Origin of the sequence: Romboutsia sp. Marseille-P6047, assembly GCF_900604535.1 — a bacterium.
Classification (GTDB): Bacteria; Bacillota; Clostridia; order Peptostreptococcales; family Peptostreptococcaceae; genus Romboutsia_E.
This window is the reverse complement of the sequence record NZ_UWOT01000006.1, coordinates 168,793-189,967: the sequence shown is the minus strand read 5'-3', so window position 1 is coordinate 189,967 and position 21,175 is coordinate 168,793. Positions and strand designations below refer to the sequence as shown.

Genomic DNA, 21,175 nt, shown 5'->3' with positions numbered 1-21,175 from the left:
AAATGATTAGAGGGTTGCAAGATAAATAGTAAAAAGGTAATATAAAATAGAATAGATGTTCTATTGTGTAGAATATATCTACATAGTTACAGGGAGGAATAATTAATGAATTTAAGTACCGAATATTTTTTACTGCTAATGAGCAAATTAAAAAAAAAGGATTATAAAAATTACAAAAAAATAGTAAATAAGATACTTAAAGATAAAAAAAGAGAAGATTGATTACCAATCTTCTCTTTTTTATTTTGTTAATAGCCTCAAAGTATCCATTATATTTTTTTTCATTGAATCATCAAGTTTTTCATATAAACAAGCAAGTTCACGTAACTCTGGATCATCTATATCTAACTCATCAATAATATCAATAAACATATCTCCTTCACCAGCGATAAGCCATGATTCATTAACTCTATATACTTTAGAAATATCCTTGATAACTCGATTTGGAATATTTCTTGCTCCATTTTCATAAGAGGCTATTTGACTTTGACTTATATTGATTTTTTCGCCGAACTCTTTTTGAGATAAGTTCTTTAATTTTCTTAATTCTCTTAATCTATAATTCATTATAGCAACCTCATTTCATCAAAAATTATTAAAATATTATATATTTTATATTCTATTTTGATTTTATTTAAGTTAAGTATAATATAAAAAAAATCGCAATGCAATTAAAAATAGTAAAAAACTCTTGCTATATTCTAAAATTCGACAAATAAATACATAGCCTATAAATAAAAAATATTGAAATGCGATAAAAAACTATTGCAAAAAATTGGCAGGTATAATACTATTATATTGTAATAAAAAAATATTACAAGGCGATAAATGGAGGGAATATGACGAATAAAGAAAGAAAAGAAGATATAAAAAGGTTTGTAGAACTTGCAAAAATTCTTAGAGAAAAAGATCCAGTTAAATTTAATAGAATTTACGGAAAGATAGAAGGACTTACAGAAAAGATGGAAAAAGGAGAATAGTAAATAAGAATGTCAAATAAGAAGTATTATTGGCTAAAGTTAAAAGAAGACTTCTTTGAAGAAGATGCAATAGCATGGCTTGAAGAACAAGAAAAAGGAAAAGATTATTGCTTATTTTACTTAAAGCTATGTCTAAAATCTTTAAAATCAAATGGGTTATTAATAAGAAATGTTGGAAGTATGCTAGTTCCATATGATGCAAAGACTTTAGCAAAAATTACGAACACAGATATGGACACTGTAAGAGTTGCAATGGATATTTTAACTAAAATAGGATTAATTCAAATTTTAGAAAATGGAGAAATATTTATAACTCAATTACAAAATATGGTAGGATCAGAAACAAAATGGGCCGAAAAGAAAAGGTTACAAAGACAAAAAAAGGACAATGTCCCTAGGTTGTCTGGACAATGTCCGATAGAGAAAGAGATAGAGAAAGAGATAGAGAAAGAGATAGAACAAGATACAGATAAAGATAATGTTGTTGTAAATTGTTTTAAATATGCTCAAAAAGTAGGAGTACTTTTAACTCCTTATCACTATCAAGAATTAGTATCTTATATTGAAGATGGTGTAGATGATAATCTGATTATAAGAGCTATTGATATAGCAGTTGGAAGTGGAAATAGAAATTTTAATTACATAAAAGGAATAATCAATAATTGGTTAAGCAGTAATATAAAAACTCTTTTAGAAGCAGAAGATCATAAAAGAAAGTTTAAAAAAAGTAAATCTATAGGAGAGAAAGATGGAAAGTATCAAGACTATGCAAAACACTTGGATTCAAAAGTTGAGGGAGGATTATCAACAGAAGAAACAATCAGGGCAGCTGCAGAACTTGGAATCGAATTATAAATGCAATAAGTGCAATGATAAAGGGTACACAATTATAAATGAAGATGGAACCGAAGCAGTTAAATTTTGTGAATGTAGAGAAATTACTTTAGCAAAAGAAAGATTAGAAAAAAGTGGAATAGCTGATAGGGTTAAAACTAATACATTTAAAACTTATAAAGTAGATAATGATGCAAGAAATAGCGCAAGAAATATTTGCATAAAGTATATCACTGATTTTAATAAAGAAAAGTCTCTACTACTCCAGGGGCAAGTTGGAAGTGGGAAGACACATTTAGCAATAGCAACTTGTAATAAACTTTTAGAAAAGTATTCAGTTAAGTATATGAGCTATACCAAAGATATAAATGAACTTAAGTTTAACATGACTGATACTGATTTTTATAATAAGAAAATTAGTGAGTATAGAAATACAACAGTACTGTTTATAGATGACTTATTCAAAGGTTTTGAAAAAGGAGATTACTCAAGGGCTAGAGCTGAATTAAGAATAATATACGATATTGTGAATTTTAGATACGATAATAAAAAATCAATGATTATAACAACAGAATTAAGCGTAAATCAGTTATTAGATTTAGATGAAGCATTAGCAAGCAGAATAATTGAGATGTCGAGAGGATATAGACATGAATTTAAAGGCAGAGAACTTAACTATAGAATATTTGGATAGATTGACGATTTTAGAAAAGGCTGAGATGGTAAAGAATCGCTCAGAGGATATCTTAAATAGCAATAAAAGTATAAATAAATTAGATGCATTCAATAAAGCATCAGAAATGTTGAGGGGAGAACATGGAGAAGTTAAGAAAAGAACTTGAAAAAGCTTTTGAGAAAGAGGGGTTAACTCAAAATACATTAAAAATGAGTATGGAGTTAGATATATACATAGCGAAAGAGCAAAGGAGAAGATTAAATGAACAATATATCAATTGTAGGTAGATTAACAAAACAACCGGAACTTAGATACATACCAGGAACAGGAACTGCAGTAGCAAGTTTTACTGTTGCTGTTGATCGAGATTATATAAAGAATGATGGTTCAAGAGAAACAGATTTTATACCAGTTGAAATTATGGGGAAAAAAGCTGAGGCATGCGCTCAGCACTTAGTAAAGGGGAGCTTAGTATCTCTTAGTGGATCATTAAGAGTAGATAATTATACAAAAGATAATAAGATTATGTCATTTACAAAAGTTGCTGCTAAAAATTGTACATTCTTAGATAACAGAAATAAAATTAATGAGAATAAGAAAGAGTTCGATGAAATAGATGATACAGACATTCCGTTTTTATAGTGAATATAAGTATCTGAAGAATAATAATATCTCCAGGAATTACCCAGTAGAGAAAAATAAATAAAGGAGTAGAAAAATGAGTTTTTTAGGATTTTACAGTGAAAAAGAAGTAGAAGAAATTAAAAATAAACTTAATAAAGATTATAAAACATTAAGAGCGTGTAAAGAGGTTGAGATTAATAGCTTAAATTTAGAAAAAGAAAATTTACTAGCAGAGATAGAAGAAATAAACGAAGAGCATAGCAAGATCATTGAAGATTTAGAAAAACAAGTCAAAGAACTAAAAAAACAAGTATTTATTTTGAAAAATTTATTACATTGTGATGCAGATAAAGAAATAAATAGATTAGAAAGAATAGCTAAAAGAACTAAAAAGATAAGAGTTAAAAAGAAATGTGAATCTAGTATTTTAGACTATAAAATGAGGAAGATGGCATATGGACAATAATCAAATTACAGGAGTAATTATATTTGTGATATTGATTATTTACACAGGGATTGTAAATTTTTTTAATAAAGAGGGGAAATAGATGGATAATTTAGTTAATTTATTCGAATGTTTAAAACTTAGATGTGGGTATTGTGGAATAGAAAAGTATGAGATATATATAGATTCAGTAGATGGGAACTATACATGCAAATGTGGGTCTCATACTTTTACACCTTTAAACTTAGATTTGGGAGAGTAATATGAAGTTAACAGAAAATTTTATTACACAAGATAATCCTAATTTATCAAATTGGGGACATGCAAGAACAACATTAAAAGGTACATATAAAAGTGAATATTGCAATGAAGTTAAGAAATATAAATTAAGTAAAAAAGAACTTGAAGTATATTTAAAAGATATAGATAGAAAATAAATTCCTCGTAGAAAATAACTAAATATATTAATCAATACTAAGTATCTACTTAGTTGCACTAGGATTAATTTATGGGGATAAAAGGTAGGTTTAGTTTGGAGGGGTGAGTACGTTGTTATATTTGTATGATGCTAGATACAACTTAAAAACAGAAACAACGTTAGAGAAAATATCAAAATTATTAAAGAAAAAAGAAATTGATTTAAGTAGAGATATTAACACTTTAGAAAAAGTAAAGAAGTGGTATATCGTAGATGAAAGTGTAGATGTAAAGGAACTAAAAAAGTTATATGAGAAAGAAGTATTCAAAAATGAGGTATGGAAGGTTATAGAAGGTTCTGATGATAAATTCTTAGTTAGTAATTATGGAAGGTTTAAGCGAATATACAAGAACTCTCCAAATGGAAAGTTTATAATGCCTTATTATCAAACAAGAAAAGTTAATGTAAATAAAAATAAGCAGTTTATAAAAGTTAAATTTAAAGAAGTTTATAAGGAATACTCTGTTAGTAGGATAGTAGCTTATCACTTTGTAGAAATATTTTATGATGGATATGGATTTACTAGTGAAAGCAAGCCGATTAAATATAAGAATAAAAAGTTTGAGGACTTAGTTGTATATCATAAAAATGGATTAGTATATGACAACTATCATGCAAATTTAGAATTTTTAGATAGAGAAGATCTTGCGAAGAAAACTGCTCATAAGTCTAAAGGAGGAAGAATTATAGTAGCAATAGATGCAGAGACAGGGGATATAATAGATTACTTTAAGTCAACAAGGCATGTAGAAGCTAATTTACCAGTTAGTAAACAAGCTGTATCAGATAGTCTAAATAAAGTATGGAAAACTAATATAGTTGGTGGAAAATATATATTTGAATATGAACAATAATTTATCGGGCCATATTATTTGGTCCGATAGTAAAGAAAAGAGGAGTTTTAATTTATTAAAACGGAGCAATTAAAACTTTTAGGAAATATTATAGAGTTTCCTAAGAATCAAGAATTTAAAAATAAAGAGATACAAGATAAGTTTTATGTTGCAACAGAACTTCTAAGAAGCATCATAGAGAAAGATCATGAGTTTAATATAACAGTTACAAGGGATGCAGCGTTAGAGGTATTTGAGGAACAAGATGAAGAAATAAAAGATTTATTAGTTATAAGTACTAGCAAAGAATTTGAAAGAAAACTTAGATATAAAGATAAAAGTTATTTTTATGCAACAGGTGATGAATTTAAATAGAAGGTGGAGATTATGAAATTTACATTAAAAATAGTTTTTAAAAATGGATATGTTCATTCGAGTAAGCATATATGGGAAGATGTTAAAAATAAAAAAGAATTACATAATAAATTTTCTAGATTTATAACTTCAAATGAAAATGCGTTTTGTATGGAGGGGGGAAATAGTATTCATTACTTTATTAAAAGTGAGATTGCTTGTATTTCAATAAATATCGAGGAAGATGAAAAATAAATAAAAATATATAAGGATCATACTGTTGAAGCTAACAATATGATCCAGTGCAAAAAAAGTATTTAGGTGGTGGAGATTATGAAAATAGGACAAGAGATAATAGTAAAAAATGATTTTAAAATAAATACGATAGTTAGTGATAAGGTCAAAACTGTTAAAAAAGGTGATAAGGGATTCTTAGATAGTACAGGATTTTTACATCTAGTAAATGGTGCAGGAAGCGGGAAAATAGTCAAAATAGATGATATAAAAGTTAAAGGATATGACCACAAAAACATAGCAAAAATGATATATAAAAGACTTAATAACACATTTTTAATAGAGACGATTCTAGAAGATGATGGATATGAAGTTGAAGATATTTTAGATGAAATTGAAGATGTTCTAACAGATATACTATAGGAGGGTACTATGAGAAAAATTAAATTTAGAGCGTATAGCAAGTCGTTTAATATCATGTTTGATTATGATATGTTACAAATAGCTACAGCGGAAATGGTAGATATATGCAATGAAAAGTTAAAAGTAAAAGTTCCAGAATCAACGAATATACAAATGGGATTGTTTTTACCAACTGAAGATGAAGATTTAGTATTAATGCAATATACAGGATTAAAAGATAAGAACGGAAAAGAGATTTATGAAGGTGATATTTTAGATTACGGGACTTATGGTAAATTTGAAGTTCTTTATAATAAGGGTTCATTTAAGATTCGAAAACTTAAATTTGAAAATGGTAACGTACATTTCTTAGAGGAATGCTCTTTTGATGATATAAAGGTAATAGGAAATATATATGAGAATTCGGAGTTATTAGGTTAAAAGGGAGGCTTTCTATGGGTAAGAGGTATAAGTATTATTTCAAAGTATTAAATGATGAATTATTCGGTGGAGAAGGTTCAGAGGGTTATATGCATATAGCTGTTAATGATAAATACGATAACCCGGTTGAAATAGCAAAAAATAAATTCTATGTGACTAAGTATTCAAATGATGTTGAAATAATTGAAATATCAGAAGAAGAATATTTAGAAGCTACAGAAGAGTAGCAAACAAAACAATAATTTTAGTTTATAAGGGTAGAGTATTATAACTCTATTCTCATATGATAATAAAGGACCAGGAAAAGTTGCTAGAGTTAAAATGAATCAGATTAATGTTAGAAAATAGGTGGTGGAGATTATGAGAGAAATAAAGTTTAGAGGATATTCAAAAGAAAAACTAATAGGTTCTCAATGGATTACTAATGGGTATGGAGTATCAAAAATCAATTATACAGATGGAACGAGTTCAGTTCATTTATTAAGTCCATATGGAGACTATTTGGTTGAAGAAGATTCAATAGGTCAATACACAGGTCTTAAAGATAAGAACGGGAAAGAAATATGTGAAGGTGATATTATTAAATATTCACATAGTATCGTAGGAACAATAATCAGAGAAGTAAGAATTAAGTACGGAATGTGGGGAATAGAGGGTATGACCAAAGGAACTCAAATACCCTTTGCCAATCTTCTTGAAAATGAATATGAGGTTATAGGAAATAAATTTGAAAATCCAGAGTTATTAGGTTGAAAGATAGGGTTTAAGAGGAGAAGTTATGAATAAACAAGAAATAATAAGATTTATATATGATATTATAAAATGTAATGGCAAAAACCTAGATTGCATAGGCAAAGATTGCTATCTATGTATTTCTGAAAAAATAGCATACTATATTAAATATGAATAATTATTTTAAGAGGAGGAGATTATGAAAAAAGTATTTTTAGGTGGAACTTGTAATGGAAGTACTTGGAGAGAAGAATTAATAGAGTTATTAGAGATAGATTATTTTAATCCAGTTGTAGATGATTGGACAGAGGAGCGCATGAAAGAAGAAATAAGACAAAGAGAAACATGTGATTATTGCTTATATGTAATAACCCCTAGAATGACAGGAGTATATAGCATAGCAGAAGTAGTTGATGATAGTAATAAAAGGCCAGAAAGAACAGTATTTTGTGTCTTAAAAGAAGATGTAAACCCAGCATTGAATTATACGACAGCAATTGGAACATCAACACATATATACTTTAACAAAGGACAATTAAAGTCTTTGGAGCAAGTGGGTAAGATGGTGAGAAAAAATGGAGGAAAGTATTTTAGAACATTAGAAGATGTTGCAGAATACTTAAATGCGTAGAAAAGAGGAGTTTTTAGTGATGAAAAAAAGACCTTTAGATTATAGAAATGATATAAAAAAATGTAAAGAAAAATTATATGCACACATGGAAAATGATGATTATGTTAGTCCTCAAATGCTAGATGAAGCTTTAGCGGTAATTAATGCTCAAAATGGCTATATTAAGTGGTTAGAAAAAGAGCATGGGGATTGGCTGAATAATATTTAATTAGATTAGGTGGTGGAGATTAATGGTTCATAGACTGATAAGTTCGATTAAAGATAAAGACGGAAATAGACATGAAGTGATATCTACAAGAATGAAGTTTGAAAGTTATAAGCTTTTTCATAAAAGACATGACTTAAAAGTTCAATCAAAGAGATATAAATTGAGATGTTTAAGTAAATAAAAAACATATTTTAGGTAGTGTAGCACCTAACCAATACCAGCAGACTACACCTTGCACCATGACTGGTATTTAAACGAAAAAAGTAGATTTTATATGAATCCAATAGAAGTTATAGATAAATTAATAGAAAATAAAACAGACCTAATGGATGTATTTGGAGAAGATTACAAAGCCATGACTGAAACTATTCAAGAGATGTTTGAATTTAATGGATACAGATTAATAGTCGAACAATTAAAACAATAATTTTAATAAGGTGAAACAATATGGAAATAGTTAAAATTGGAGAAGTATACTCAGATAGCATAAGGGATCTATCTGTTTTACATAATTTTATTTTTATAAATTCAGAAATTCATGCTCAAGGAGATATGATACTACTTAGGTTAAGAGCAAAATATGAAAATAAGTTTAAGAAGACATTTAATAAATTTAACGTTTTAGAGGAAGAAGAGCTTAAAAAAGAGTTTACGGAAGAAATGGAACATGTATATAAAAAATATGAAGGCAGAATAAAAATAATTTAATGGTGGAATAACACATGAAAAAATATTTAAATTCTAATGAAATGCTAGATATATTATTTGTATATCACTTAGCAGATACAAGTGAGAAGATCGTTGAAAGCTGGACAAGTAGAAGTAATATGACCAAGAATGAGGCAAAGTATCTTAGAACCTCAATTACATACGCTCAAAAGTTTCTGACAGGAGTTAGGGATAGATTAGATAATAAAGAACAAGAAAAACTTTCCAAGAGAACTATTAAAGCATCAGAGAAGCCTATAATATTTGTAGATGAATGGATGAAACAAAGAGTTATGGGAACTTATGAAAAAGAATTAGAAATAGTTAAAATAGGAAGAAGTAAATTTAAAAAGGTGGCATTACTTGCAATGAAAGCAGTTTGTGAAGATTGTACCGACAGCTTTGCTACTTGTAGCCTATATGATATATTTGAAGATTGTTTAATGCCGCGAGCAGATAGGGAAAAGAACTGTCCATATTGTTTCTTATCTAAAGAAAAGGAAGAACAAAGGCAAGAAAATCTAAAAAGACTAGAAGAAGAAAAAAGGTTGAGAGCAGAACAAAAAAGCAAGAGAAAGCAGAGAAAGCAAAAAAATAGATATGATGAAGAAGATGAAATAATAGAATATAATTTTAAGACTAGAAGGTGATCTTATGAGTATTGAATTAGTTTATATAAAAAAAGTAGAAAAGGAACTTGAAAAACTAAAAAAAGATTTAAGTAAAGTTAGATCTTGGGAACTTGAAATAAAAGTACTAAAAGAAAAGTTAAACTCATATAAATCATCAGGATTTAGCCTAACATCAAGATCGAGTGATGTAGTTACATTAGATGATATATTAGCAAGAGATGAAACCAGACTTAACACTTTAGAAAGTAATTTAGATTATATTAATTATAGATTAAATAAATATAAGGCATCTTTAAATGTATTAAATGACAATGAATATGAAGTAATAAATAGACGATATTTATCTGTTGAGTGCAAGCGTAATTCTTATGAAAAGATTGCAAAAGATATGCACTACTCACACATGACAATTAAAAGATGGCATGACTCTGCTATAAAAAAAATAGCAGAATATCAGTACGGGAGCATTGAAATTGCATAAATGTTATGAAAGTGTTATGAAAATGTTAAAAAGTAGTTAAGCACTTGTTATAAAAACAGTGTTACTATTGTAGAGTAGAAAGATATAAAAGTTAGAACAAAAATTAATATTTCAACAACGTATTAGGCTATAGACATTATCGACAAAAATTAGCAAAATTAAAAAAGTCAAAGTGAATAAAAATACCATCTCAACTCCAGGGATGGTATTTTGCCGTTTAAGGAGAAGTTCTATGAAAGTATGGAAAGATGCAAGCGAAATTAGTATGATCCATGAATTAGAAGATAGACACTTAAGAGAGATTGACAAAGAAATGAGAAAGAAACCTAATTTTGATAAGAAGAAAGGAGGTTCAAAATGCTTTAAAAATGAAAAAAGTAAAAAGACCTTCAAGACCAATAAAAGATATAAAAAGGGTTTTTGATATCCAGGATTATTTAAGGTATAAAAGTGAAAGAAACTATATACTTTTTATATTAGGAATAACAACAGGGTATAGAGCTGGAGATTTAGTTGAATTAAAGGTTAGAGATGTAAAAGAAGCGTTGAGACGTGGGAAATTCGAAATTATGGAAGGTAAGAAGAAAAATAGCAAAAATATAAGAGAAAGAAATAGAAAGCCACGTTCAGCTGAAATATTACCAGAAGTTGAAAAAGAGTTAAAAAGATATATAAAAAATAAAAAAGATTATGAATACATGTTTCCTTCTAGGAAAGGCAAAAGTCATATTAAAGTAGATAGAGTAACAGCAGTATTAAAAGAAGCAGCAGAATATTTTGATATGGATGATATAACGGCACATAGCATGAGAAAAACATATGCATACACAGTATATATGGAAAATGGATGTGACATTATAGCAGTAAAGGAAATGTTAGGACATAGCTCTATAGAAGAAACAAAATTATATTTAGGATTAGATAACGATAAGTATCATCAATATAGTCAAGCATTAAGAAGACTAATTAGATGATATTTTTTTATTTTTTACATTTGAATGTCTTATAATTTGGTGATTATTTATTCAAGGTTACAAAATGAAGATATATATAAGAAGAAAAATTACAAAATGAATATGGTATTCCCTAAGAAAACCATTGATTCAAAAGGTACAAACACAGACGATAACTGGATTACAAATAATAATATTCGTATAAATATTAGGCTTTTTTAGTACAGTTTTAAAACACTAAATGAGGTGGAGTATGGCTCGAGAATTTAGTAGAAAGTTTTATAAAAGTAAAGCATGGAAACAATGCAGAGAATATATATTCAATAAGTATCATGGGCTATGTAACAAATGTGGAGAACCTGGAGAAGAAGTACATCATGTTACATGGTTAAGTCCTAAGAACATAGATAATCCAGAGATAACATTAGGAGAAGATAATCTAGTATTACTTTGTAGAAACTGTCATGTAGCGATACATAGGAAAGTAAACGCAACAAAAGATGAATATACATTCAATGAGAATGGGGAATTGGTTCCTATTGAGACCCCCCTATAATTTTTTTTATAAAGGCTCATAGGAGACCGTCGGAGTGGACCTATATTTTCCTCCACATGAAATTTTCAAAATTAGGGAGGGGTAAAATGAAAATCAAAAATGAACAATTATTACAGAAATTAGAAAAAGAAAAAAAGATTAAAACTGAAATAAATAGACTTAAAAAAATATATAAAGATTTTCCAAAAGAAAAGGTTAAGGTCCTAGAAGGGTTAATTCAAGAAGCAGCATTCATGAAAATATCACTTGAAGAAATGCGAGAAGATTTATTAACTAATGGTTTAACTGAAATATTTGAGCAGGGATCCCAAAGTTTTGATAGAGAAAGACCTCAAGTTAAAATATATACAACCTTTATGCAAAGATATTCTAGAGTAATGAAACAGCTTATAGATCTTTTACCAGAAGAAGAGAAAAAAGAAGAAGCAGATGAACTATTAGCCTTTTTATCAAAAGGGAAGATTAAAAAATGACAGGTACGTATATAGAAGAATACTATCAAAAAATTCTATCTGGTGAAATAGTTGCTTGCCAAAGAATAAGGCAAGTATATGCTAAATTAGTTGATGATATATATAATCCTAAAGGTGATTATATATTTGATTTAGAATTGAGCCTTAAGCCTATTGAGTTTATAGAAACATTTTGTAAACAAGCTCAAGGAGCTATGGGTACAACTTTAAAATTAGAATTATTTCAGAAGGCAAAATTTCAAGCGATATTTGGGTTTGTACATAAGGACACAGGGCTTAGAAAATATAAAGAAAGCTTAACTATAGAAGGTCGTAAGAATGGAAAGACTACAGAACTTGCTGCAGTAAATCTTTATATGCTTATAGGAGATGGAGAAGGAGCAGCAGAAAATTATTGTGTTGCTACTAAACTAGAACAGGCTCAAAAGTGTTTCATGGAGATTCATAACATGGTGAAACAGTCTCCTTTACTTAGTAAGCATATAAGAAAAAGAAAATCTGACTTATTCTTTAATCCAACTTTATCATTTATAAAAGCATTAGCATCTAATTCTAATGGTCTTGATGGACTTAATGGACACATGATAACTATAGATGAGTTGGCAGCTATTAAGAATAGAGATTTATATGACCTAATGAAACAGTCAATGACTGCAAGGAGACAACCTTTATTATTTTGTATAACTACAAATGGATTTGTTAGAGAATCTATATTTGATGCTCAGTATGATTATGCTTGTAAAGTTTTAGATGGATATACAAGCAATGATCCAGATAAAGTAGTTGATGAGACTTTTTTACCATTTATCTATGAGTTAGATGATAAAGATGAATGGGATAAAGAGGAGCGTTGGATAAAAGCTAATCCTGGATTAGGAACAATAAAGAATATACAAGATTTAAGAGATTTTGTTAATAAGGCTAAAAATGATCCATCATTTAAGGCTACAGTTATGGTTAAAGATTTTAACATGAAGGAAAACTCATCTAGTGCATGGCTTAGATGGGATGAACTTAATAATGAAACTAAGTTTAATATAAAAGATATGGGATTCAGGTATGGAATAGGATGTTTTGACTTGGCAGAAACTACAGACTTAGCAAGTGCAAAAGTTTTATGCATGAGACCTAATGATGAAAACATCTATGCAATGTCAATGTACTTTATTCCAGAAGGAAAACTTAATAATTTGGAAGATAATAAGGAAGCTGACGGAGTTCCTTATAAGTTATGGGAAAAGCAAGGATTATTAAGAGTATGTCCTGGTAATAAGGTTAATAAATTTCATATGTTAGAGTGGTTTAAAGAAATTAGAGATGAATATGATATTTATATTCCTTGGATAGGATATGATCCTTGGCATGTTGATGATAGTTTATTACAGGCATATGAAAATGAATTTGGGAAAGAAGCAATGATTAAAGTTAGACAAGGAGTTCTTACTTTATCATCTCCTATGAAAGAGCTAAGAGCGGATTTAATGGCTCATAGAGTTATATACAATAATAATCCTATAGATAAATGGTGTTTATCTAATACAGAGATAAAAACTGATATAAACGGGAACATTCAACCTATAAAAGGTGTTGATAGTAGAAAACGTATAGATGGAGCTGTCAGTTTAATTATAGGTTATGTTGTATTAAAAGATAAGATGTCGGAGTATCTAGCTATAATTTAGATAGGAGGTGAGAAAAATGGGGATACTAAGTAAGTTTTTCAATAAAAGTCCTTCATTAACTAGATATGAAATGATAACAGATAAAGGAAATGGATTTTATGCTTGGAATGGTAAATTATATCAATCTGATATAGTGCGTTCTTGCATAAGACCGAAAGCTAAAGCTATAGGTAAGCTAGTTCCTAGTCATATAAGGAATTCTGCAGAAGGATTTGCAGTCAATCCAGAACCGTATATTAGATTTTTACTAGAAGATCCTAACCCGTATATGACAGGACAAGTGCTATTTGAAAAAATAACAAATCAACTAGAATTAAATAATAATGCCTTTATATATATACATAGAGATGAAAATAATTATCCTATGGAATTGTATCCTATAATAGCTGATAGTATAGAAGCCTTATATGATAAAGATGGTTTTTTATACCTAAGATTTAATATGAAAAATGGCAAGATAGTTAGTTATCCTTATGAGGATATAATACATATTAGAAAAGATTTCAATGAAAATGACATATTTGGAGATAGTCCAACAAAAGCCCTTACTTCATTGATGGAAATAGTAAATACAACAGACCAAGGTATTGTAAAAGCTGTTAGAAATGGCGGTATAATACGTTGGTTACTTAAATTTAATCAAACTCTTAGACCAGAAGATATGGAAGAGCAGACTAAAAAGTTTACTGATACATTCTTAAATATTGAGAATAGTGGAGGAGCCGCTGCTACAGATTCCAAGTTTGATGCTAAACAAGTAGATCCAAAAGACTATGTACCTAATGCAACTCAAACTGAAAAAACTGTACAACGTATTTATTCATTTTTTAATACAAATGAAAAAATAGTACAAAGTAAATATACTGAAGATGAATGGATTTCATATTTTGAAGCTGAAATAGAACCGTTAGCTATGCAGTTAAGTAATGAATTTACTAGAAAAATATTTACTAGAAGAGAAAGAGGATTTGGTAACAAAATTGTATTCGAAGCGTCTAATTTACAATATGCTAGTATGTCTACTAAATTAAATTTGGTTCAAATGGTAGATAGAGGTTCATTAACACCGAATGAATGGAGAGGAGCTCTTAATTTGCCTCCAATTGAAGGTGGAGATATAGCAATAAGAAGATTAGATACGGCAGTTGTGAAAGGGGGTGAGTAATATTGATATTTGTTGATGTAAAAGGTGAAGTAGTCGCAAGTGGTAATGAATGGCTTTACTCTTGGTATGGAATACAGGCAGTATCGCCTAAAATGGTACAAAATACACTAAGTAGAGCAAATGGTCAGCCTATAACTGTTAGAATCAACAGTGGTGGTGGAGATGTATTTGCTGGATGCGATATCTATAACATGCTTAAAACCTATCAAGGTGATGTAACAATTGAAATTCATGGACTATGTGCAAGTATAGCAAGTGTTATAGCTATGGCAGGTAAATGTAAAATGTCTCCTCTTGCAGAAATTATGGTACATAATGTTTCAACACAAGCTAGTGGAGATTATAGAGATATGGAGCATACTGTAGAAGTATTGAAAAAGGCAAATAAGACAATTGCAAATGCTTATATAATGAAAGCTGGACTAAATGAAAAAGAAATTAAGCAAATGATGGATAAAGAAACGTGGCTTACAGCAGAAGAGGCACTAGAGTTAGGACTTATTGATGAAATAATGTTTACCAATGAAAAAGTAGATAAATCAATGGTAGATTTATTAAAAAATAGTGCAGTAAGCATGTGTAATTCAATAGGTAAGATAGATAATAATCTACTTCAAAGATTTAGAAACTTTAATCCAATAATCAATCAACCTAAAGAAAATAAGGTTGATATTTTTATGCAAAAAAAACTAGAAGCACAATTAAAATTATTAAAATTAAAAGGAGAAATATAAATATGAATAAAGAACAATATTTACAACTAAGAAATGGGTTATACAATGAAGCAGAATCATTTATAAATGAAGGGAAAATAGAAGAAGCTAATGCTAAAATGACAGAAATAAAAGATTTAGACAATAAGTATGAACAAGAAGCTAAAGCAGCAGCTAATTTAAATGCATTAAAAGATAATTCTAAAATAACAAATATAGCTAATAATTCTAGAAATGTAGCTGGAGCAGTAGTTTTAGATACTACTAATAATACAACTACAGAGGATTTAACTAATACAGTAGAGTACAGAAAAGCATTTATGAATTATGTATCAAGAGGTATATCTATGCCTAAAGAATTTGTAAATTCAAATGAAAGTACTAAGACTACTGATGCATCAGTAATGATACCTACAACTGTATTAGAAAAAATAATAGAAAAAATAGAAGCTACAGGTATGATATTACCTTTAGTAACTAGAACATCTATAAAAGGTGGAGTAACAGTTCCAACATCTACAGTTAAACCAGTTGCATCATGGGTATCAGAAGGAGCGACAAGTAACAAACAAAAGAAAGCAGTACAAGGAACTATAACTTTTGCTTATTATAAATTAAGATGCGCAGTATCTATGTCTTTAGAAATGGATACTATAGCATTACCTGTATTTGAAAAAACTCTTATAAATAATGTCGTTGAAGCTATGACAAAAGCTATAGAACAATCTGTAATATCTGGAACTGGCGTAGGTCAACCTAAAGGGATATTAACTGAAACTCCAGTTGAAGGACAATCTATAGATATAGCTAAGGCTGAGGGATTAGAATATGACACTTTAATAGAAGCAGAAGCAGCATTACCATTAGCGTATGAAAGTGGAGCACTATGGTTCATGACTAAAAAAACATTCATGAAATTCCAAGCTATAAAAGACTCTACAGGACAACCTATAGCTAGAGTTAATTATGGAATAAATGGAGCGCCGGAAAGAACTTTATTAGGAAGAAAAGCAATATTAAATGACTATATGGAAAGCTATGTAGAGTCTCCAGAATCAGATAATAAATTTGCTTTCTTATTCAATCCAAAAGATTATGTATTAAATACAAATTTAAATATGACTATGAAAAGATATGAAGATGATAATACTGATGACCAAATAACTAAAGCAATAATGTTAGTAGATGGTAAGGTGTTAGATAAAAATTCATTAGTAATATTAACTCATAAATCAGTTTAAAGTAGGTGATTCTAATGTTAGAATCAATAAAATTGGCACTACGAATAAAAAGTAGTGCCTTTGATGAAGAAATAGATGATTTAATATCAGAAGCTAAGTTAGATTTAAAAATATCAGGTGTAGTTAAAATAGATGAGTATGATCCTTTGATATCAAGAGCAATTAAAACATATTGCAAAGCTAATTTCGGATTAGATAATAAAGATAGTGATAGATATCAAGAATCTTATGAATCGTTAAAACAACATTTAAGTTTGTGTGGTGAATATAATGAGTAGTTTTGATGATGTATTAGAATTAATAAAGATTACATATTCACAAAATGAAATAGGTGATAATGTTGAATCTAAAGAATATAAAGAGATATTTGGTAAGAGAAAAAGCATTAAACAGAGTGAATTTTATCAAGCACAAGCTAGTGGATTTAAACCTGAATTTAAGTTTGAAATAAATTCATTTGAATATGAAGATGAGACACAAGCAAGGTATAATAACAAAGAATATAAGATAATTAGAACTTATGAAGTAAGTGTAGATAAGTTAGAAATTATATTAGAAGGTGCTGTAAATGGCTAAGACTAGGTCAGAGCAAAAATCATATATTTCAAAAGTTGATAAGGCTAAAAAGAAAATACAGGAAAAACCTGAACGTGTATATAACTTCATTGGACAATTTTTAGCTAGTGAAGTAAGAAGAAAAGCACGTAGGAGAAGTGGTAAGTTAAGAAGAAGTATACAATATTGGGCAAGGAAAAGAGAAAAGGACTTACTAATTGGTAGTAAGTCCTTTTACGCACCTGCATGGGAACTTGGTAATAGTCAAATGAGAGCAGAGCCTTTTTTGATGCCTACAGTTCTTGAAAATGTTGATACAATTACTACTTTAACAAAACAAGTATATAGTGAGCTGAATAGTGATGAATAAATTACTTGAATTAATATTGAAAACTTTAAAAACTAAGCATTCAAGAGTGTATCATGAAAATGCACCTAAAAATGTAGAATATCCATATATCGTATTTAATATAAACGATGGATTAAAGAGCCATAGAGATGATTTAATATTAATAATCGATATATGGGATAGAAATGACTCATCAATGCGTATAGAGGATTTAACAGATAATATTGATAAGTTATTAGATGAAGCAAATTTACCTAATGAATTTGTATTACCGACATTTTATAGGCAACAAAGATTAAAGATTGAAGATGAAGATAAATCATTAAAGCGAAGACAACTTCGATTTAATGTACAGACATATTTTAAAAAGTAGGAGGTAACTATGATAATTTTAGGACATGGAGTATTCTCTATTGGTGAAAAAGATATAGCTGTTACTAGAGGTGGTGGTCAATTTGTAGTTGAAAGAGAATATAGAGATATAGAAGCAGATGGTGATAGAGGTACTGTAAAAGGTCGAACTATAATAGACAAATCTGTACCTAAGCTTACAATAAATGCTCTTAGCATGTTACCAGAAGATTTTACGAGTTATTATCCTGGTATGAAATCAACAACAGATACTAATACAACGGTAACTGGTAAAACAGATATATCAACAGAGGATTATAAAACTGTAAAATGGACTGGAAAAACTAAGGCAGGAAAAGGAGTTATTATAACCCTTAAAAATGCAATAAACCTTGAAAATCTTGACTGGACTTTACAAGATAAAGATGAGGTTATACAAGCATTAACATATGTAGGAACATATGATGAAGGAGAATCAGAAACTGAACCTTGGGAAGTTGAATTTATAAAATAATTTATAAAAATAGCACTATTAATTTGGTGCTATTTTTTTATTTAAAAATTGACTTAAATAAATCATTTTTGAGGTACTTAGAAAAATAAAGAAAGGTATTTATACCTTTAAATTCGGAGGGAAGATATGAAATTAAGAAAGTTAAACGGAAATGACATATTTAAAATGTCTAGAATACTAAAAAAAATTGATTTTACAGTAGATATGAGTGGAGTTACTGTTGGTTCAAAAGATACTGAATCTATGCAAATAAATCTAGGTATAAACATGTTTAAAAATGTACTTGAAAATTTACATTTAGCTCAAGATGAAGTTAATGATTTCTTAGGTGATTTATATGGATGTTCTGGAGAAGAATTCGGTAATAAAGAGTTAGATGAAGTTGCAGAGGTAATAGTTGAATTTAAAAATATGGTTAAAGGTAGCAATTTTTTTACGCTTGTAAGCAAATTGATGTAGATGATTGCCTAGATCTCCTATTAAGTAGATATTCAAATATTGATTATATTCTTAATATGGAGTGGGAAAATGCGATAAGGCTTATTAATAAAGCATATGAAAAAGAATTTGATAACAAGGCTTTTAGTATGTGGCTTACTTTATATCCTAATATGGATAAAAATACATTTGTAAGCTTTAGTGATTATAAGAGTAAACTTATAATTCCGACTACAAATACACTTTCTAGTATGGATGACATATTAAGAGATGTTGCTGAAATAAGGCAAAAGAAAGCTAGAAAGGAGGTCTAATATATGGAGATTTTCAAACTGTTTGGGAGCATCGTTATTAAAGATGAAGAAGCTTTAAAGAAACTTGATTCCATTGATAAAAAAGGTAGTGGAGTTGGAAAAACCTTTGATAAAATGAGACAAGCAGGTGAAAAGATAACTAGTGTAGGGAAATCACTTACAGTAGGAATAACCTTACCATTAGCAGGCATAGCAGCTGCAAGCGCAAAGACTGCAATGGATTTTGATGCAGGTATGAGGGAAGTATCTGCTATATCTGGTGCAACTGGAACTGATTTAGAGAAACTTAGTAAATTAGCTAAAGAAATGGGAGCTAGTACTAAGTTTAGTGCTACTGAAAGTGCAGAAGCATTAAAATATATGGGTATGGCAGGATGGAAAACGCAAGATATGATGGATGGTTTACCTGGTATTCTTAGTCTTGCAGCTGCAGGTGGAACTGACTTAGCAACAACTAGTGATATAGTTACAGATGGATTAACTGGTTTGGGATTGTCTGCAAAAGATACCCAAGGATTCGTAGACATAATGGCTGCAACCTGTTCTAATGCAAATACTAGTATAGAGTTAATGGGTGAAACCCTTAAATATGCAGGACCAGTAGCAGGAACATTAGGTATAGAAATGGAAGACTTATCTTTAGCGATCGGCCTTATGGGAAATGCTGGAATAAAAGGTAGTGCTGCAGGTACTGCATTAAGAGGAGGTTTAACAAATCTTGTAAAACCTACAGATTCTATGACTGCTGCTATGGAAAAATATGGTGTTGAGTTAGTAAAAAATGATGATGGATCTGTAAGTCTTATGGGAACAATGATGAATCTTAGAGATAAGATTGGATCTTTAGATGAAACAACACAAGCTAATGCGCTTGCTACTATATTTGGTAAAGAGGCTATGTCAGGATGGGCTTCTATTGTAAATGCGAGTAAAGAAGATTTCGATAAATTAGCATTTGCAATAGGCGATTCATCAGGGAAAGCGAATGAAATGGCGGATACTATGATGGGAGGAGCTAAAGGAGCACTAACAGAAATGAAATCTGCCCTAGAAGGGGTAGCTATAACTATTGGAGAAAGAATGTTACCTCATATAGAAAGGGCCGCTGATTTTGTATCTAAACTATGTACAGGATTCCAAAATCTTAGTCCAGAAACGCAAAACGTCATATTAGTTATAGGTGGACTTTTGGCCGCACTTGGTCCAGTTTTAGTTATATTAGGTATACTTGTTTCATTTGTAGGAAATGTAGGACTTGCATTTACAACATTTTCTCCAATTATCTCAAATGCAGGTGGAGTTGTAGCTTTTCTTAGTGGAGGAATAAGCGGACTAATAGGGACAATGGTAAGCTTACTAGCACCAATATTGGCTGTAGTAGGAGTTGTTGGTGTATTCGTAGCAGCTATAGTAAAGGCTTATAATGAAAATGAAAGTTTTAGAAATAAGGTAAATGAAGTATTTTCACAAATACAATCAATAATATCTAATGTTATGTCAATAGTGAAGGATGTAATATCTATGGCATGGGGAGTAATAAAGGTTGTATGGAATAATGGATTAAGTCAAATATTAGGTTTAGCAGCTAGTATTCTTACATCTATAGTTGGTTTCTTTACGTCTAAGTTAAATACTGCTACTAGCATTGTTAAAACGGCGATATCACTTATTAAGGCAGTTTTTAGTGGTGATTTTCAAGGCGCAGTTAATATAGTAAATACTGTTCTTCAAAAGATAGTTAATGGATTTAATGAAAAAATGGAAAGTGCTAAAAATAAAGTCAATAATGCGATTCAAAAAATTAAATCATTTTTTAATTTTAGTTGGTCCTTACCTAAGTTAAAATTACCTCATATAAATATTAGTGGTAAATTTAGTTTAAATCCTCCATCAGTACCAAAGTTCGGTATAGAATGGTACAAAAATGGAGGGATAATGATGAATCCTACAATGTTTGGGTTCAATCCTATGAGTGGGAAAGCTATGGTAGGTGGAGAAGCAGGTCCAGAGGCTATATTACCATTAAGTAAATTACCAGGTATATTAAGAGAAGCTGGTATTGGTGGAGGAATAAATCTTAATATAGAAAATTTTATAAATAACAGAGAGCAAGATATAGAAAATTTAGCAGAAGAGCTTGCATTCTATTTGCAACGAAAAGGAGCATTTTAGGAGGTG

At 29.4% G+C, this 21,175-nt stretch carries 40 protein-coding genes; 39 read left to right on the top strand and 1 reads right to left on the bottom strand.

The genetic code is table 11. From position 1 onward, the window contains the following. Positions 1 to 240: 240 nt before the first annotated feature. Positions 241 to 567: a helix-turn-helix domain-containing protein gene (locus EIH23_RS08535; protein ID WP_122639869.1), complete on the bottom strand. Its 327-nt coding sequence runs from the start codon at positions 565 to 567 to the stop codon at positions 241 to 243. A 272-nt stretch (positions 568 to 839) separates the two neighbouring features. On the opposite strand from EIH23_RS08535, the gene EIH23_RS16310 reads away from it, so the two are divergent. From EIH23_RS16310 to EIH23_RS08375, 39 genes are all read left to right on the top strand, one after another. Next, positions 840 to 980: a hypothetical protein gene (locus EIH23_RS16310; protein ID WP_164489025.1), complete on the top strand. Its 141-nt coding sequence runs from the start codon at positions 840 to 842 to the stop codon at positions 978 to 980. A gap of 9 nt (positions 981 to 989) precedes the next feature. Beyond that, positions 990 to 1,835: a phage replisome organizer N-terminal domain-containing protein gene (locus tag EIH23_RS08530; protein WP_122639868.1), complete on the top strand. Its 846-nt coding sequence runs from the start codon at positions 990 to 992 to the stop codon at positions 1,833 to 1,835. After that, the gene (locus EIH23_RS08525) at positions 1,819 to 2,508 is read left to right on the top strand and encodes an ATP-binding protein (RefSeq protein WP_164489024.1); all 690 of its coding nucleotides are present in this window, start codon (positions 1,819 to 1,821) and stop codon (positions 2,506 to 2,508) included. The genes EIH23_RS08530 and EIH23_RS08525 overlap by 17 nt, the downstream gene beginning before the upstream one ends. A gap of 25 nt (positions 2,509 to 2,533) precedes the next feature. Further along, positions 2,534 to 2,656 carry a hypothetical protein gene (locus tag EIH23_RS16735; protein WP_279265839.1) on the top strand — a complete coding sequence of 41 codons (123 nt, stop codon included), beginning with the start codon at positions 2,534 to 2,536 and terminating at the stop codon, positions 2,654 to 2,656. Then, complete coding sequence (locus tag EIH23_RS08515) at positions 2,631 to 2,777, top strand: aspartyl-phosphate phosphatase Spo0E family protein (RefSeq protein ID WP_122639865.1); 147 nt, start codon at positions 2,631 to 2,633, stop codon at positions 2,775 to 2,777. Before EIH23_RS16735 ends, EIH23_RS08515 begins: the two co-directional genes overlap by 26 nt. After that, the gene (locus EIH23_RS08510) at positions 2,752 to 3,132 is read left to right on the top strand and encodes a single-stranded DNA-binding protein (protein ID WP_122639864.1); all 381 of its coding nucleotides are present in this window, start codon (positions 2,752 to 2,754) and stop codon (positions 3,130 to 3,132) included. Before EIH23_RS08515 ends, EIH23_RS08510 begins: the two co-directional genes overlap by 26 nt. 76 nt (positions 3,133 to 3,208) lie before the next feature. Further along, positions 3,209 to 3,580, top strand: a complete 372-nt coding sequence (locus tag EIH23_RS08505; RefSeq protein ID WP_122639863.1) for a hypothetical protein — start codon at positions 3,209 to 3,211, stop codon at positions 3,578 to 3,580. An 82-nt stretch (positions 3,581 to 3,662) separates the two neighbouring features. Further along, positions 3,663 to 3,821: a hypothetical protein gene (locus EIH23_RS16305; protein ID WP_164489023.1), complete on the top strand. Its 159-nt coding sequence runs from the start codon at positions 3,663 to 3,665 to the stop codon at positions 3,819 to 3,821. Position 3,822: 1 nt separating this feature from the next. Beyond that, a complete protein-coding gene (locus EIH23_RS16300; RefSeq protein ID WP_164489022.1) occupies positions 3,823 to 3,996 on the top strand; it encodes a hypothetical protein in 174 nt (57 codons plus the stop codon). Between the two features lie 112 nt (positions 3,997 to 4,108). Continuing rightward, the gene (locus EIH23_RS08500) at positions 4,109 to 4,891 is read left to right on the top strand and encodes an NUMOD4 domain-containing protein (RefSeq protein ID WP_164489021.1); all 783 of its coding nucleotides are present in this window, start codon (positions 4,109 to 4,111) and stop codon (positions 4,889 to 4,891) included. Between the two features lie 366 nt (positions 4,892 to 5,257). Further along, positions 5,258 to 5,479 (top strand): hypothetical protein, encoded by a 222-nt coding sequence (locus tag EIH23_RS08495; protein WP_122639861.1) that lies wholly within the window; start codon positions 5,258 to 5,260, stop codon positions 5,477 to 5,479. Positions 5,480 to 5,557: 78 nt separating this feature from the next. Continuing rightward, complete coding sequence (locus EIH23_RS08490; protein ID WP_122639860.1) at positions 5,558 to 5,881, top strand: hypothetical protein; 324 nt, start codon at positions 5,558 to 5,560, stop codon at positions 5,879 to 5,881. Positions 5,882 to 5,890: 9 nt separating this feature from the next. Next, a complete protein-coding gene (locus EIH23_RS08485; RefSeq protein ID WP_122639859.1) occupies positions 5,891 to 6,301 on the top strand; it encodes a YopX family protein in 411 nt (136 codons plus the stop codon). 14 nt (positions 6,302 to 6,315) lie between these two features. Next, positions 6,316 to 6,528 (top strand): hypothetical protein, encoded by a 213-nt coding sequence (locus tag EIH23_RS08480; protein ID WP_122639858.1) that lies wholly within the window; start codon positions 6,316 to 6,318, stop codon positions 6,526 to 6,528. 133 nt (positions 6,529 to 6,661) lie between these two features. After that, positions 6,662 to 7,054 carry a YopX family protein gene (locus EIH23_RS08475; protein ID WP_122639857.1) on the top strand — a complete coding sequence of 131 codons (393 nt, stop codon included), beginning with the start codon at positions 6,662 to 6,664 and terminating at the stop codon, positions 7,052 to 7,054. A 25-nt stretch (positions 7,055 to 7,079) separates the two neighbouring features. After that, on the top strand, positions 7,080 to 7,211 hold the full coding sequence (locus EIH23_RS16730; RefSeq protein ID WP_279265837.1) for a hypothetical protein: 132 nt from the start codon (positions 7,080 to 7,082) through the stop codon (positions 7,209 to 7,211). A 21-nt stretch (positions 7,212 to 7,232) separates the two neighbouring features. Continuing rightward, positions 7,233 to 7,664, top strand: a complete 432-nt coding sequence (locus EIH23_RS08470; RefSeq protein ID WP_122639856.1) for a nucleoside 2-deoxyribosyltransferase domain-containing protein — start codon at positions 7,233 to 7,235, stop codon at positions 7,662 to 7,664. Between the two features lie 19 nt (positions 7,665 to 7,683). Further along, entirely contained in the window at positions 7,684 to 7,872 is a 189-nt protein-coding gene (locus EIH23_RS08465; protein WP_122639855.1) for a hypothetical protein, read from the top strand. Between the two features lie 22 nt (positions 7,873 to 7,894). Then, positions 7,895 to 8,053, top strand: a complete 159-nt coding sequence (locus EIH23_RS16295; RefSeq protein WP_164489020.1) for a hypothetical protein — start codon at positions 7,895 to 7,897, stop codon at positions 8,051 to 8,053. Positions 8,054 to 8,146: 93 nt separating this feature from the next. Next, positions 8,147 to 8,299 (top strand): hypothetical protein, encoded by a 153-nt coding sequence (locus tag EIH23_RS16290; RefSeq protein ID WP_164489019.1) that lies wholly within the window; start codon positions 8,147 to 8,149, stop codon positions 8,297 to 8,299. A 20-nt stretch (positions 8,300 to 8,319) separates the two neighbouring features. Further along, positions 8,320 to 8,580: a hypothetical protein gene (locus tag EIH23_RS08460; RefSeq protein WP_122639854.1), complete on the top strand. Its 261-nt coding sequence runs from the start codon at positions 8,320 to 8,322 to the stop codon at positions 8,578 to 8,580. Between the two features lie 14 nt (positions 8,581 to 8,594). Beyond that, a complete protein-coding gene (locus EIH23_RS08455; protein WP_122639853.1) occupies positions 8,595 to 9,230 on the top strand; it encodes a DUF5651 domain-containing protein in 636 nt (211 codons plus the stop codon). Between the two features lie 4 nt (positions 9,231 to 9,234). Further along, positions 9,235 to 9,693 carry a sigma factor-like helix-turn-helix DNA-binding protein gene (locus tag EIH23_RS08450; protein WP_122639852.1) on the top strand — a complete coding sequence of 153 codons (459 nt, stop codon included), beginning with the start codon at positions 9,235 to 9,237 and terminating at the stop codon, positions 9,691 to 9,693. A gap of 232 nt (positions 9,694 to 9,925) precedes the next feature. Beyond that, positions 9,926 to 10,117, top strand: coding sequence for a hypothetical protein (locus EIH23_RS16285; protein ID WP_122639851.1), 192 nt, complete (start codon positions 9,926 to 9,928; stop codon positions 10,115 to 10,117). Then, positions 10,062 to 10,667: a tyrosine-type recombinase/integrase gene (locus EIH23_RS08445; protein WP_122639850.1), complete on the top strand. Its 606-nt coding sequence runs from the start codon at positions 10,062 to 10,064 to the stop codon at positions 10,665 to 10,667. Before EIH23_RS16285 ends, EIH23_RS08445 begins: the two co-directional genes overlap by 56 nt. A gap of 232 nt (positions 10,668 to 10,899) precedes the next feature. Then, on the top strand, positions 10,900 to 11,202 hold the full coding sequence (locus EIH23_RS08440) for an HNH endonuclease (protein ID WP_122639849.1): 303 nt from the start codon (positions 10,900 to 10,902) through the stop codon (positions 11,200 to 11,202). Between the two features lie 86 nt (positions 11,203 to 11,288). Then, a complete protein-coding gene (locus EIH23_RS08435; RefSeq protein WP_122639848.1) occupies positions 11,289 to 11,675 on the top strand; it encodes a hypothetical protein in 387 nt (128 codons plus the stop codon). Next, positions 11,672 to 13,357: a terminase large subunit gene (locus EIH23_RS08430; protein WP_122639847.1), complete on the top strand. Its 1,686-nt coding sequence runs from the start codon at positions 11,672 to 11,674 to the stop codon at positions 13,355 to 13,357. The genes EIH23_RS08435 and EIH23_RS08430 overlap by 4 nt, the downstream gene beginning before the upstream one ends. A gap of 16 nt (positions 13,358 to 13,373) precedes the next feature. Further along, on the top strand, positions 13,374 to 14,522 hold the full coding sequence (locus EIH23_RS08425; RefSeq protein WP_122639846.1) for a phage portal protein: 1,149 nt from the start codon (positions 13,374 to 13,376) through the stop codon (positions 14,520 to 14,522). Between the two features lie 2 nt (positions 14,523 to 14,524). Further along, the gene (locus EIH23_RS08420; RefSeq protein ID WP_243113357.1) at positions 14,525 to 15,256 is read left to right on the top strand and encodes a head maturation protease, ClpP-related; all 732 of its coding nucleotides are present in this window, start codon (positions 14,525 to 14,527) and stop codon (positions 15,254 to 15,256) included. 2 nt (positions 15,257 to 15,258) lie between these two features. Beyond that, a complete protein-coding gene (locus EIH23_RS08415) occupies positions 15,259 to 16,476 on the top strand; it encodes a phage major capsid protein (protein ID WP_122639845.1) in 1,218 nt (405 codons plus the stop codon). A gap of 14 nt (positions 16,477 to 16,490) precedes the next feature. Then, positions 16,491 to 16,754: a head-tail connector protein gene (locus EIH23_RS08410; protein WP_122639844.1), complete on the top strand. Its 264-nt coding sequence runs from the start codon at positions 16,491 to 16,493 to the stop codon at positions 16,752 to 16,754. Then, complete coding sequence (locus EIH23_RS08405; RefSeq protein WP_122639843.1) at positions 16,747 to 17,052, top strand: phage head closure protein; 306 nt, start codon at positions 16,747 to 16,749, stop codon at positions 17,050 to 17,052. The genes EIH23_RS08410 and EIH23_RS08405 overlap by 8 nt, the downstream gene beginning before the upstream one ends. Then, positions 17,045 to 17,401: an HK97 gp10 family phage protein gene (locus tag EIH23_RS08400; protein ID WP_122639842.1), complete on the top strand. Its 357-nt coding sequence runs from the start codon at positions 17,045 to 17,047 to the stop codon at positions 17,399 to 17,401. The genes EIH23_RS08405 and EIH23_RS08400 overlap by 8 nt, the downstream gene beginning before the upstream one ends. Then, positions 17,394 to 17,753, top strand: a complete 360-nt coding sequence (gene gp17 / locus EIH23_RS08395) for a tail completion protein gp17 (RefSeq protein ID WP_122639841.1) — start codon at positions 17,394 to 17,396, stop codon at positions 17,751 to 17,753. Before EIH23_RS08400 ends, gp17 begins: the two co-directional genes overlap by 8 nt. Positions 17,754 to 17,762: 9 nt before the next feature. Then, positions 17,763 to 18,245, top strand: coding sequence for a hypothetical protein (locus EIH23_RS08390; protein WP_122639840.1), 483 nt, complete (start codon positions 17,763 to 17,765; stop codon positions 18,243 to 18,245). Between the two features lie 126 nt (positions 18,246 to 18,371). Beyond that, positions 18,372 to 18,704, top strand: coding sequence for a hypothetical protein (locus tag EIH23_RS08385; RefSeq protein WP_122639839.1), 333 nt, complete (start codon positions 18,372 to 18,374; stop codon positions 18,702 to 18,704). A 56-nt stretch (positions 18,705 to 18,760) separates the two neighbouring features. Further along, positions 18,761 to 18,997 carry a hypothetical protein gene (locus tag EIH23_RS08380; protein WP_122639838.1) on the top strand — a complete coding sequence of 79 codons (237 nt, stop codon included), beginning with the start codon at positions 18,761 to 18,763 and terminating at the stop codon, positions 18,995 to 18,997. A gap of 3 nt (positions 18,998 to 19,000) precedes the next feature. Next, positions 19,001 to 21,169 (top strand): phage tail tape measure protein, encoded by a 2,169-nt coding sequence (locus tag EIH23_RS08375; RefSeq protein WP_122639837.1) that lies wholly within the window; start codon positions 19,001 to 19,003, stop codon positions 21,167 to 21,169. Positions 21,170 to 21,175 lie beyond the last annotated feature (6 nt).

Excerpts from the sequence above, each read along its gene's own strand:
- EIH23_RS08455 (WP_122639853.1), top strand. The coding sequence starts at position 8,595 with ATGAAAAAATATTTAAATTCTAATGAAATGCTAGATATATTATTTGTA.
- EIH23_RS08400 (WP_122639842.1), top strand. The coding sequence starts at position 17,045 with ATGGCTAAGACTAGGTCAGAGCAAAAATCATATATTTCAAAAGTTGAT.
- EIH23_RS08375 (WP_122639837.1), top strand. The coding sequence starts at position 19,001 with ATGGAGATTTTCAAACTGTTTGGGAGCATCGTTATTAAAGATGAAGAA.
- EIH23_RS08530 (WP_122639868.1), top strand. The coding sequence starts at position 990 with ATGTCAAATAAGAAGTATTATTGGCTAAAGTTAAAAGAAGACTTCTTT.
- EIH23_RS08480 (WP_122639858.1), top strand. The coding sequence starts at position 6,316 with ATGGGTAAGAGGTATAAGTATTATTTCAAAGTATTAAATGATGAATTA.
- EIH23_RS16310 (WP_164489025.1), top strand. The coding sequence starts at position 840 with ATGACGAATAAAGAAAGAAAAGAAGATATAAAAAGGTTTGTAGAACTT.
- EIH23_RS08445 (WP_122639850.1), top strand. The coding sequence starts at position 10,062 with ATGAAAAAAGTAAAAAGACCTTCAAGACCAATAAAAGATATAAAAAGG.
- EIH23_RS08435 (WP_122639848.1), top strand. The coding sequence starts at position 11,289 with ATGAAAATCAAAAATGAACAATTATTACAGAAATTAGAAAAAGAAAAA.
- EIH23_RS08515 (WP_122639865.1), top strand. The coding sequence starts at position 2,631 with ATGGAGAAGTTAAGAAAAGAACTTGAAAAAGCTTTTGAGAAAGAGGGG.
- EIH23_RS16290 (WP_164489019.1), top strand. The coding sequence starts at position 8,147 with ATGAATCCAATAGAAGTTATAGATAAATTAATAGAAAATAAAACAGAC.
- EIH23_RS08470 (WP_122639856.1), top strand. The coding sequence starts at position 7,233 with ATGAAAAAAGTATTTTTAGGTGGAACTTGTAATGGAAGTACTTGGAGA.
- EIH23_RS08380 (WP_122639838.1), top strand. The coding sequence starts at position 18,761 with ATGGAGTGGGAAAATGCGATAAGGCTTATTAATAAAGCATATGAAAAA.
- EIH23_RS08495 (WP_122639861.1), top strand. The coding sequence starts at position 5,258 with ATGAAATTTACATTAAAAATAGTTTTTAAAAATGGATATGTTCATTCG.
- EIH23_RS08465 (WP_122639855.1), top strand. The coding sequence starts at position 7,684 with ATGAAAAAAAGACCTTTAGATTATAGAAATGATATAAAAAAATGTAAA.
- EIH23_RS08440 (WP_122639849.1), top strand. The coding sequence starts at position 10,900 with ATGGCTCGAGAATTTAGTAGAAAGTTTTATAAAAGTAAAGCATGGAAA.
- EIH23_RS16305 (WP_164489023.1), top strand. The coding sequence starts at position 3,663 with ATGGATAATTTAGTTAATTTATTCGAATGTTTAAAACTTAGATGTGGG.
- EIH23_RS08485 (WP_122639859.1), top strand. The coding sequence starts at position 5,891 with ATGAGAAAAATTAAATTTAGAGCGTATAGCAAGTCGTTTAATATCATG.
- EIH23_RS16735 (WP_279265839.1), top strand. The coding sequence starts at position 2,534 with ATGGTAAAGAATCGCTCAGAGGATATCTTAAATAGCAATAAAAGTATA.
- EIH23_RS08410 (WP_122639844.1), top strand. The coding sequence starts at position 16,491 with ATGTTAGAATCAATAAAATTGGCACTACGAATAAAAAGTAGTGCCTTT.
- gp17 (WP_122639841.1), top strand. The coding sequence starts at position 17,394 with ATGAATAAATTACTTGAATTAATATTGAAAACTTTAAAAACTAAGCAT.
- EIH23_RS08430 (WP_122639847.1), top strand. The coding sequence starts at position 11,672 with ATGACAGGTACGTATATAGAAGAATACTATCAAAAAATTCTATCTGGT.
- EIH23_RS08535 (WP_122639869.1), bottom strand. The coding sequence starts at position 567 with ATGAATTATAGATTAAGAGAATTAAGAAAATTAAAGAACTTATCTCAA.
- EIH23_RS16300 (WP_164489022.1), top strand. The coding sequence starts at position 3,823 with ATGAAGTTAACAGAAAATTTTATTACACAAGATAATCCTAATTTATCA.
- EIH23_RS08450 (WP_122639852.1), top strand. The coding sequence starts at position 9,235 with ATGAGTATTGAATTAGTTTATATAAAAAAAGTAGAAAAGGAACTTGAA.
- EIH23_RS08415 (WP_122639845.1), top strand. The coding sequence starts at position 15,259 with ATGAATAAAGAACAATATTTACAACTAAGAAATGGGTTATACAATGAA.
- EIH23_RS08390 (WP_122639840.1), top strand. The coding sequence starts at position 17,763 with ATGATAATTTTAGGACATGGAGTATTCTCTATTGGTGAAAAAGATATA.
- EIH23_RS08385 (WP_122639839.1), top strand. The coding sequence starts at position 18,372 with ATGAAATTAAGAAAGTTAAACGGAAATGACATATTTAAAATGTCTAGA.
- EIH23_RS08405 (WP_122639843.1), top strand. The coding sequence starts at position 16,747 with ATGAGTAGTTTTGATGATGTATTAGAATTAATAAAGATTACATATTCA.
- EIH23_RS16730 (WP_279265837.1), top strand. The coding sequence starts at position 7,080 with ATGAATAAACAAGAAATAATAAGATTTATATATGATATTATAAAATGT.
- EIH23_RS08510 (WP_122639864.1), top strand. The coding sequence starts at position 2,752 with ATGAACAATATATCAATTGTAGGTAGATTAACAAAACAACCGGAACTT.
- EIH23_RS08490 (WP_122639860.1), top strand. The coding sequence starts at position 5,558 with ATGAAAATAGGACAAGAGATAATAGTAAAAAATGATTTTAAAATAAAT.
- EIH23_RS08475 (WP_122639857.1), top strand. The coding sequence starts at position 6,662 with ATGAGAGAAATAAAGTTTAGAGGATATTCAAAAGAAAAACTAATAGGT.
- EIH23_RS08460 (WP_122639854.1), top strand. The coding sequence starts at position 8,320 with ATGGAAATAGTTAAAATTGGAGAAGTATACTCAGATAGCATAAGGGAT.
- EIH23_RS08425 (WP_122639846.1), top strand. The coding sequence starts at position 13,374 with ATGGGGATACTAAGTAAGTTTTTCAATAAAAGTCCTTCATTAACTAGA.
- EIH23_RS16285 (WP_122639851.1), top strand. The coding sequence starts at position 9,926 with ATGAAAGTATGGAAAGATGCAAGCGAAATTAGTATGATCCATGAATTA.
- EIH23_RS16295 (WP_164489020.1), top strand. The coding sequence starts at position 7,895 with ATGGTTCATAGACTGATAAGTTCGATTAAAGATAAAGACGGAAATAGA.
- EIH23_RS08505 (WP_122639863.1), top strand. The coding sequence starts at position 3,209 with ATGAGTTTTTTAGGATTTTACAGTGAAAAAGAAGTAGAAGAAATTAAA.